The sequence below is a fragment of the Gammaproteobacteria bacterium genome (genome assembly GCA_016765075.1).
Taxonomy (GTDB): Bacteria; Pseudomonadota; Gammaproteobacteria.
This window is the reverse complement of the sequence record JAESQP010000058.1, coordinates 1-7,733: the sequence shown is the minus strand read 5'-3', so window position 1 is coordinate 7,733 and position 7,733 is coordinate 1. Positions and strand designations below refer to the sequence as shown.

Genomic DNA, 7,733 nt, shown 5'->3' with positions numbered 1-7,733 from the left:
GATTTAAAGCCTTGTTTCATTGAGAGAATTAGCTAAATCTGGTACTTTGTAGGACTTCGACGTTTGTCTTTTTTTATCTTCTGAGTTTATGACCAAATACGTATTTGTGACTGGTGGGGTGGTGTCATCGCTGGGTAAAGGTATCGCCTCTGCCTCGCTTGGTGCGCTGTTGGAAGCGCGTGGGCTAAACGTGACCATGCTCAAGCTCGACCCCTATATCAACGTGGATCCCGGCACCATGAGCCCATTTCAGCACGGTGAAGTGTTTGTTACCGAAGATGGTGCTGAGACCGACCTTGACCTTGGTCACTACGAGCGCTTTATTAGCACCACCATGAAGCAAAGTAATAACTTCACCACAGGTCGCATCTACGAAGAAGTGATTCGTAAAGAGCGCCGTGGTGATTACCTTGGTGGCACCGTGCAGGTCATTCCGCATATTACCGACGAGATTAAACGCTGCATTCGTATTGGTGCAGAAGGCGCCGATGTGGCGCTGGTTGAGATCGGTGGCACTGTTGGTGATATCGAATCGCAACCCTTTTTAGAAGCCATTCGTCAAATGAGCATCGAGCTGGGTCATGACCACACTCTGTATATGCATTTGACGCTGGTGCCTTACATTAAGGTGTCAGGCGAAATAAAAACCAAACCTACGCAGCACTCGGTAAAAGAATTACGCTCCATTGGTATCCAGCCTGATATTTTAATGTGCCGTGCCGAGCAGCCACTGCCCGATGAACAGCGGCGTAAAATCGCCTTGTTTACCAATGTTGAAGAGCGTGCTGTTATTTCAGCGGTGGATGTCGATAGTATTTATAAGATTCCTGAGTTATTACATCAGCAAAATCTCGATAGCATCGTTATCGATAAATTAAAACTTGATGCCGATGCGGCTGATTTGTCAGCATGGCAGTCGATTGCCTATGCGATTGATAACCCTTTGGGTGAAGTGACCGTTGCCATGGTTGGCAAGTATATGAATTTGACTGACTCCTATAAGTCGCTGACGGAATCGTTGATTCACGCGGGCATTCAAACACGCACGAAAATTATTATCGACTATATCGATGCCGAAGAAATTGAAAGCCAAGGCAGCGCTTGCCTGCAACACTGTGATGCCATCTTAATCCCCGGCGGGTTTGGCCAGCGTGGTGTCGAAGGCATGATCCAAACCGTGAAATATGCGCGTGAGAACAATGTGCCATATCTCGGTATTTGTTTGGGTATGCAAGTCGCGGTGATTGAATATGCACGCAATGTTGCAGCCCTTGATGGCGCGCATAGCACCGAGTTCGATAGTCAATCACAACACCCCGTTATTGCGCTGATTTCTGAATGGCAGGCCAGCGATGGTTCGGTGGAACGCCGAGCTTCTGACGCTGATATGGGTGGCACAATGCGTTTAGGTCAGCAACAAGCCAAACTGAAAGAAGACTCACTTGCTTATCGCACTTATGGTTCTGCAACGGTTAATGAGCGACATCGCCACCGTTATGAATTTAATAATGGCTATGCTACACGTTTAGAAGATGCTGGCATGGTGCTGTCTGGGCATTCGATAGATGGCGAGTTGGTTGAGATGGTTGAAATTGCTGATCATCCTTGGTTTTTAGCCTGTCAGTTTCATCCAGAGTTTACCTCCAGACCGCACGGCGGCCACCCTTTGTTTACGGGTTTTATTAACGCAGCAATTACGCACCAGCAGAGCGACAAGGAAAAGGCTAGTCTTAATAAGGTGGCTGGCGTATGAAATTGTGCGGCTTTAATGTTGGTTTAGACAAACCGTTTTTTCTTATATCTGGCCCCTGCGTTATTGAAAGTGAACAGATGGCACTGGATACGGCGGGTCAACTCAAAGAAATTACCGATAAACTGGGCATCCCATTTATTTATAAATCATCATTTGACAAAGCAAATCGTTCGTCCACCGCTAGTTTTCGTGGCCTGGGTATAGAGAAAGGTTTAGCAATATTAGAAAAAGTCAAAAACACCATTGGCGTGCCGGTGCTAACGGATGTACATGAAGACACGCCATTTGACGAAGTCGCTGCTGTAGTTGATGTATTACAGACCCCTGCTTTTTTGTGTCGCCAAACCAATTTTATTCAAAACGTTGCTCGTGCGGGTAAACCGGTTAATATTAAAAAAGGTCAGTTTCTTTCACCTTGGGATATGGTCAACGTTGTCAATAAAGCCAAAGAAGCGGGTAATGACGACATCATGGTGTGTGAACGTGGTGCCTCGTTTGGTTATAACAACCTCGTTTCTGATATGCGCTCACTCGCCGTGATGCGTAACACTCAATGTCCGGTTGTGTTCGATGCTACTCATTCGGTGCAACTGCCAGGTGGGCAAGGCAGTACGTCGGGCGGTCAACGTGAGTTCGTGCCTGTGCTGCTGCGTGCAGCGATTGCTGTTGGTGTCTCAGGTGTTTTTATGGAATCACACCCCAATCCTACTAAAGCACTGAGCGATGGCCCGAATGCCTGGCCGCTTGATCAGATGGAAGCGCTATTAACAGTCGCCAAAAATTTGGATGCTTGCGTAAAGTCATCTCCTTTCGCAGAAGCCGAACTACTCCGTTAGTGACGCTTGGTAGCTTCATCTCAATTTATCATTAACACGGTTATTGCGCGTTAGTTGCCTCATTGCCAACATTTAATTTTGATGCTTGGTTAATGTTCAGCTATAAGTTGTTATAATCTCTCACAAATTAATAAATTATTAGGCGATAATTCTATATAAAACTAGGTTATTGTTTCGCACTGTTTTAACATTTGGAAGCTTACTTAATCACCATGGCAACAATAAAAGATATTAAAGGCCGCGAAATCATCGATTCACGTGGTAATCCAACCGTAGAAGCCGACGTTATCTTAGATAACGGTATAGTCGGACGCGCTGCTGTGCCTTCTGGTGCATCGACGGGTGTGCGCGAAGCGGTAGAGCTGCGTGACGAAGATAAAAGTCGCTTTCTTGGCAAGGGTGTAACCAAAGCCGTTGCCGCCGTCAATGGTGAAATTCGTCATGCCGTAATCGGTCAGAACGCCAATGCACAAAAAACCATAGACGATCTCATGATCAAGTTAGACGGCACACATGACAAGGGTCGTTTGGGCGCGAATGCCTTGTTAGCGGTATCACTCGCAACCGCAAGAGCCGCCGCAATAAACTCAGGACAAGACCTGTATCGCTATCTTGGCAGTGAGACATCCTGCGTTTTACCGGTACCGATGATGAACGTTATTAACGGTGGCGCGCATGCGGATAATAATGTCGACATGCAAGAGTTTATGATCATGCCAGTGGGTGCCAGTAGCTTTTCTGAAGCACTACGTATGGGTGCCGAGACCTTTCACGCATTGAAAAAAGTGTTACATGGCAAAGGGCTGAACACTGCCGTTGGTGATGAAGGTGGCTTTGCTCCTGATTTAGGTTCAAATGCCGAAGCGATCGATGTTATTTTAGAGGCGATAGAAAAAGCTGGCTTCAAAGCGGGTGAAGATATTTATATTGGTCTTGACCCGGCCGCATCAGAGTTTTGCAAAGACGGTAAATACCATCTTGAATCAGAAAACAAAGTACTCAGTTCAAAGGAGATGGTTGATTACTTTGCCGATTGGGTGGAACGCTATCCTATACTGTCTATTGAAGATGGCATGGCAGAAGATGATTGGGATGGGTGGGATTTATTGACCCAGCGTATTGGCAAGAAAGTACAGTTAGTCGGCGATGATCTTTTTGTTACTAACCCCGCTATTCTTACCGAAGGTATCGAAAAAGGCGTGGCTAATGCTATTCTCATTAAAGTAAATCAGATCGGTACCTTAACTGAGTCTCTGGAAGCTATTCGCATTGCTAACGATGCCTCGTACAACTGCGTTATCTCACATCGTTCTGGTGAGACAGAAGATAGTTTTATTGCCGATCTTGCTGTGGCAACCAATGCTGGGCAGATTAAAACCGGTTCTATGTCACGTTCAGACCGTATTGCCAAATATAATCAGCTGTTACGTATTGAAGAAGCGCTGGGTAATAAGGCAAAATACGCAGGGCGTGAGGTGTTTGCTAAGTTTCTCGCTACGTAGTGAGTAATGTAGATCAAGCTCTGCATGCGTAGTTAGTTGTATAATCAATGGCACATAGCCGAAGCACATAAACACAACTTTTGGGCCAAAGTAAGACTAATGAGGCGCAACCTTAATGAAAGTGTTTACCGTTATTTTGTTTTTTACCCTATGCGCACTGCAAGTTAACTTGTGGGTGGGTAAGGGTAGCCTTGGTGAAGTCTGGTCCTTAAAGCAAACGCTTGCACAGCAAGAAGAGGCCAACGCTAAACTTCAGGCACGCAACGCAGCGCTAGATGCCGAAGTGCTTGATCTTAAAAATGGCTTTGCTGCTATCGAAGAGCGTGCTCGTACCGAGCTTGGCATGATCAAAGAAGGCGAAACTTTCTATCGTATCGTTGAGAACTTTCACTAAACGGTGAAACAATAATTGTCTTCGTGTAAACATTGGGTTGTTATTCCTGCTGCTGGCAGTGGCAGCCGCATGCAAGTGGAACTGCCCAAGCAATATCTACGTATTGCTGATAAAACCCTGCTTGAATTAACTATTGAATGTTTTATTGGCCACCCCGATATCAGCGGCATTGTTTTAGTCTTATCAAAAGACGACATGTATTGGCCTGGTATCGCTAGTCAATTTCCTGATGTTATGATCGTTGACGGTGGTGATGAGCGTTGCCAATCTGTTCTCAATGGCCTCAAGGCATTGACTGCAAAAGGTCATGTTGATACGAGTGTCGATGCAGGAGCTGATGACTGGGTGTTAGTCCACGATGCTGCCAGACCCTGTTTACGCCGTAGTGATATTGACCATTTAATTTCATCGTTATCGCAACATGCCGTCGGCGGTTTATTAGGCTTGCCTATGGCCGATACCGTGAAACGCTGTGAAAATAACGGCACTGTAATAAAAACGGTGTCGCGCCACGATTTGTGGCGCGCCTTAACACCACAGATGTTTCGCTTAAAACAACTTACCGTTGCGTTAACACAGGCATTGGCAGACAAAGCCATAATTACCGATGAAGCTTCCGCTATGGAACATATAGGCTTACAACCACAAATGCTGGTAGGACATAGCGACAATATAAAAATTACCTATCCAGAAGATTTATCGCTGGCTCAGTTATATTTATCCAAACAAGGGAAACTCTGAAAAAGTTATGATTGTTTTATCTCAGCTTAAATTTAACCAAACTTATCCAGAGCTTCCCTAAACCTTTCAGCAAGAGAGTCAACTGTATGCGCATAGGCCATGGTATTGATGCCCACAAATTTGCAGTAGGGCGGGAACTCATATTAGGTGGAGTTAACATCGATTACAGCAAAGGTATGGCTGCACATTCCGATGGTGATGTAGTCATTCATGCGCTTTGCGATGCTTTGCTTGGTGCTGCTGCGTTGGGTGACATCGGCGTACACTTCCCCCCTAGCGATGACAGCTTTAAAAATATCGATAGCCGAGTACTGTTGAAACAAGTGATGTCAATGCTCAGCAAGCAATCACTCAAGGTCGGTAATGCCGACATCACTATTGTTGCTGAAGCACCAAAGCTGGCAAGTTACCTCCCCAAAATGAAAACGCTGCTAGCGAGTGATTTACATGTCGAGCCTTCACAGATGAATATCAAAGCCACCACCACCGAAGGCATGGGTTATACCGGTCGTGGTGAAGGCATCGCCGTACATGCAGTTGTGTTGTTAGTCTAAAAAACGGCTAGTGAAATCTGGGAAGTCCAATCAGTTGATAAAGCAAAATCCGGTATCTTCGAATACATCGAACTTTTTTATAATCAAACTCGCAGACATTCTGCTAACGGCTATATGAGTCCGAATGATTACGAGAAACAACATAAACAATTAACCGTGTCTAATTTTTGTGGGTAAGATCAGTTTTAAATACACGATATTTAATAGACGTATAATATTTTATCAACAAAGCTGAAGGAGAAACTTATGGCTAAAGGTCAAGATTCAAAAAAATCAGATAAAAAGAAACCTGAGAAAACGATGAAAGAAAAGCGCGCCGCGAAAAAGGAAAAAAAGGCCAATAAAAGATAGGTGGAAGCCCATAATGAAAGGGCTGACACTGTGTGGAATTAATACATAAGAAGTCTCTCAACAAACGTCCAATTTCAGTTCCCACGTTGACCGGTTTTACGCGCCTTGCCGCTAACGCTATGTTCTGTGTAAAACCGTCAAGTTATTTTAAACGTTAAAAACTTGATATACCATATATGATATATATACTATATTTAGTATGTGGAAAATATATGAGCACAAAGGTGCATTAAAAGGACTGAAATCGCTACCTATCGATATCCTTAAACGATATGAAAAATGGAAAGATATCATATCGATATCAGGCCCATCAGGTCTTAAACAGATTGAGGGCTTTAAAGATGAAGCATTACGTGGTGAATGGAAAGGCTACCGTTCATCACGTCTTAATATTCAATACCGCATTATTTGCAAAATTGAAAACGATCAGCTTTTTGTAAAAGCAATCAAGGTTACAGTACATGACTACCGGAGGAAGTAATATGAAAGATTATAAAGAAGCACAAAAAAGAACAGATATTTCTATCGGCGAGTCTGTGAAAATTATCCGTGTACTACAGGAATTAAGCCAAAATGATTTATCTGCAATCACTGGCATACCACAATCAACGCTTTCAGCCATTGAGAACGGTACAATTAATTTAGGCGTAGAAAGAGCAAAAGTACTCGCTAGAGCATTAAAATGTCACCCAGCAGTTTTAGTCTTTCCTGGTTGGGATGTTGACCATGAGATAGCTGCATAACAAGGTATTTGAGCTTGATGGCGCAATAAGATGCGCTACAACTCAACTTAAACGTTATATTTTCAAAACTAACGATAACTAATTTAGTTTAAGGTTTGACTATGGTTCATCCAATTATCGAAGATCTCCTTTGGAGGCATTCGACAAAAAGATACGATACAACAAGGAGAATTCCTCAAGAAGACCTTGTTGTGCTCTTTGAGGCGATGCGCTTGTCTGTGTCATCCATTAATTCTCAACCATGGAAATTTGTGGTCATTGAAAGTGAAGAATCGAGAGAGCGTATGAGTAAAACGTTTGCTCAGAAACATCAGTATAACCAGCCTCATATTTTTGACAGCTCACAAATTATTCTCTTTGCTTACAACCCACGTTACAGCCGTGATGATTATGCCAAAGTGGTGGATAAAGGCATTGAAGACAAACGAGTCAAACTTGAAGATCGAGAGAGTGCCTTTGGTGTCTTTATGTTTGCCGAGCAAAATACTGATGAAACTGGAAACACAAGTACTTGGACAAAAGCACAAACCTATCTTGCTCTTGGCAATACGCTACATACCTTGGCGCGCCTCAAAATAGATTCAACACCTATGGAAGGTATTGATATTGATTTAGTGAACGAGGAATTTAAACAGGAGCTTGACGGCTATCAATGCGATGTCGCTTTGGCTATTGGCTATCATCATCCTGAAGATGACTTTAATTCAAAACTTCCCAAGTCACGACATCGCTTAGAAAATATTTTATTGCGCATATAAATGCACAGTTGCGAATATAAGCAGAATTTGTGGGTATTTAGTTATGCCGACAAATTTATCACAATGTTAAATTTATTACCTTAGGAGTACTATGGCCACAG

The 7,733-nt window shown here is 43.6% G+C and carries 10 protein-coding genes; all 10 read left to right on the top strand.

Annotated elements, in window-relative coordinates; all coding sequences use genetic code 11:
* Positions 1 to 88 precede the first annotated feature (88 nt).
* The 10 genes from JKY90_03630 (at position 89) to JKY90_03585 (ending at position 7,632) form a co-directional block, all read left to right on the top strand.
* Positions 89 to 1,753: a CTP synthase gene (locus JKY90_03630; GenBank protein MBL4851356.1), complete on the top strand. Its 1,665-nt coding sequence runs from the start codon at positions 89 to 91 to the stop codon at positions 1,751 to 1,753.
* Positions 1,750 to 2,589: a 3-deoxy-8-phosphooctulonate synthase gene (gene kdsA / locus JKY90_03625; GenBank protein MBL4851355.1), complete on the top strand. Its 840-nt coding sequence runs from the start codon at positions 1,750 to 1,752 to the stop codon at positions 2,587 to 2,589. The genes JKY90_03630 and kdsA overlap by 4 nt, the downstream gene beginning before the upstream one ends.
* A 212-nt stretch (positions 2,590 to 2,801) precedes the next feature.
* Positions 2,802 to 4,091, top strand: coding sequence for a phosphopyruvate hydratase (gene eno, locus JKY90_03620; GenBank protein MBL4851354.1), 1,290 nt, complete (start codon positions 2,802 to 2,804; stop codon positions 4,089 to 4,091).
* A gap of 115 nt (positions 4,092 to 4,206) precedes the next feature.
* Complete coding sequence (gene ftsB, locus JKY90_03615) at positions 4,207 to 4,485, top strand: cell division protein FtsB (protein ID MBL4851353.1); 279 nt, start codon at positions 4,207 to 4,209, stop codon at positions 4,483 to 4,485.
* Positions 4,486 to 4,500: 15 nt separating this feature from the next.
* On the top strand, positions 4,501 to 5,226 hold the full coding sequence (gene ispD / locus JKY90_03610; GenBank protein MBL4851352.1) for a 2-C-methyl-D-erythritol 4-phosphate cytidylyltransferase: 726 nt from the start codon (positions 4,501 to 4,503) through the stop codon (positions 5,224 to 5,226).
* A gap of 86 nt (positions 5,227 to 5,312) precedes the next feature.
* Complete coding sequence (ispF, locus tag JKY90_03605) at positions 5,313 to 5,780, top strand: 2-C-methyl-D-erythritol 2,4-cyclodiphosphate synthase (GenBank protein MBL4851351.1); 468 nt, start codon at positions 5,313 to 5,315, stop codon at positions 5,778 to 5,780.
* 15 nt (positions 5,781 to 5,795) lie between these two features.
* Positions 5,796 to 5,957 (top strand): IS3 family transposase, encoded by a 162-nt coding sequence (locus JKY90_03600; GenBank protein MBL4851350.1) that lies wholly within the window; start codon positions 5,796 to 5,798, stop codon positions 5,955 to 5,957.
* 373 nt (positions 5,958 to 6,330) lie between these two features.
* Positions 6,331 to 6,612 carry a type II toxin-antitoxin system mRNA interferase toxin, RelE/StbE family gene (locus JKY90_03595; protein MBL4851349.1) on the top strand — a complete coding sequence of 94 codons (282 nt, stop codon included), beginning with the start codon at positions 6,331 to 6,333 and terminating at the stop codon, positions 6,610 to 6,612.
* Position 6,613: 1 nt separating this feature from the next.
* On the top strand, positions 6,614 to 6,874 hold the full coding sequence (locus JKY90_03590) for a helix-turn-helix transcriptional regulator (GenBank protein ID MBL4851348.1): 261 nt from the start codon (positions 6,614 to 6,616) through the stop codon (positions 6,872 to 6,874).
* Between the two features lie 101 nt (positions 6,875 to 6,975).
* Positions 6,976 to 7,632 (top strand): NAD(P)H-dependent oxidoreductase, encoded by a 657-nt coding sequence (locus tag JKY90_03585; GenBank protein ID MBL4851347.1) that lies wholly within the window; start codon positions 6,976 to 6,978, stop codon positions 7,630 to 7,632.
* The last annotated feature ends 101 nt before the right edge of the window (positions 7,633 to 7,733 follow it).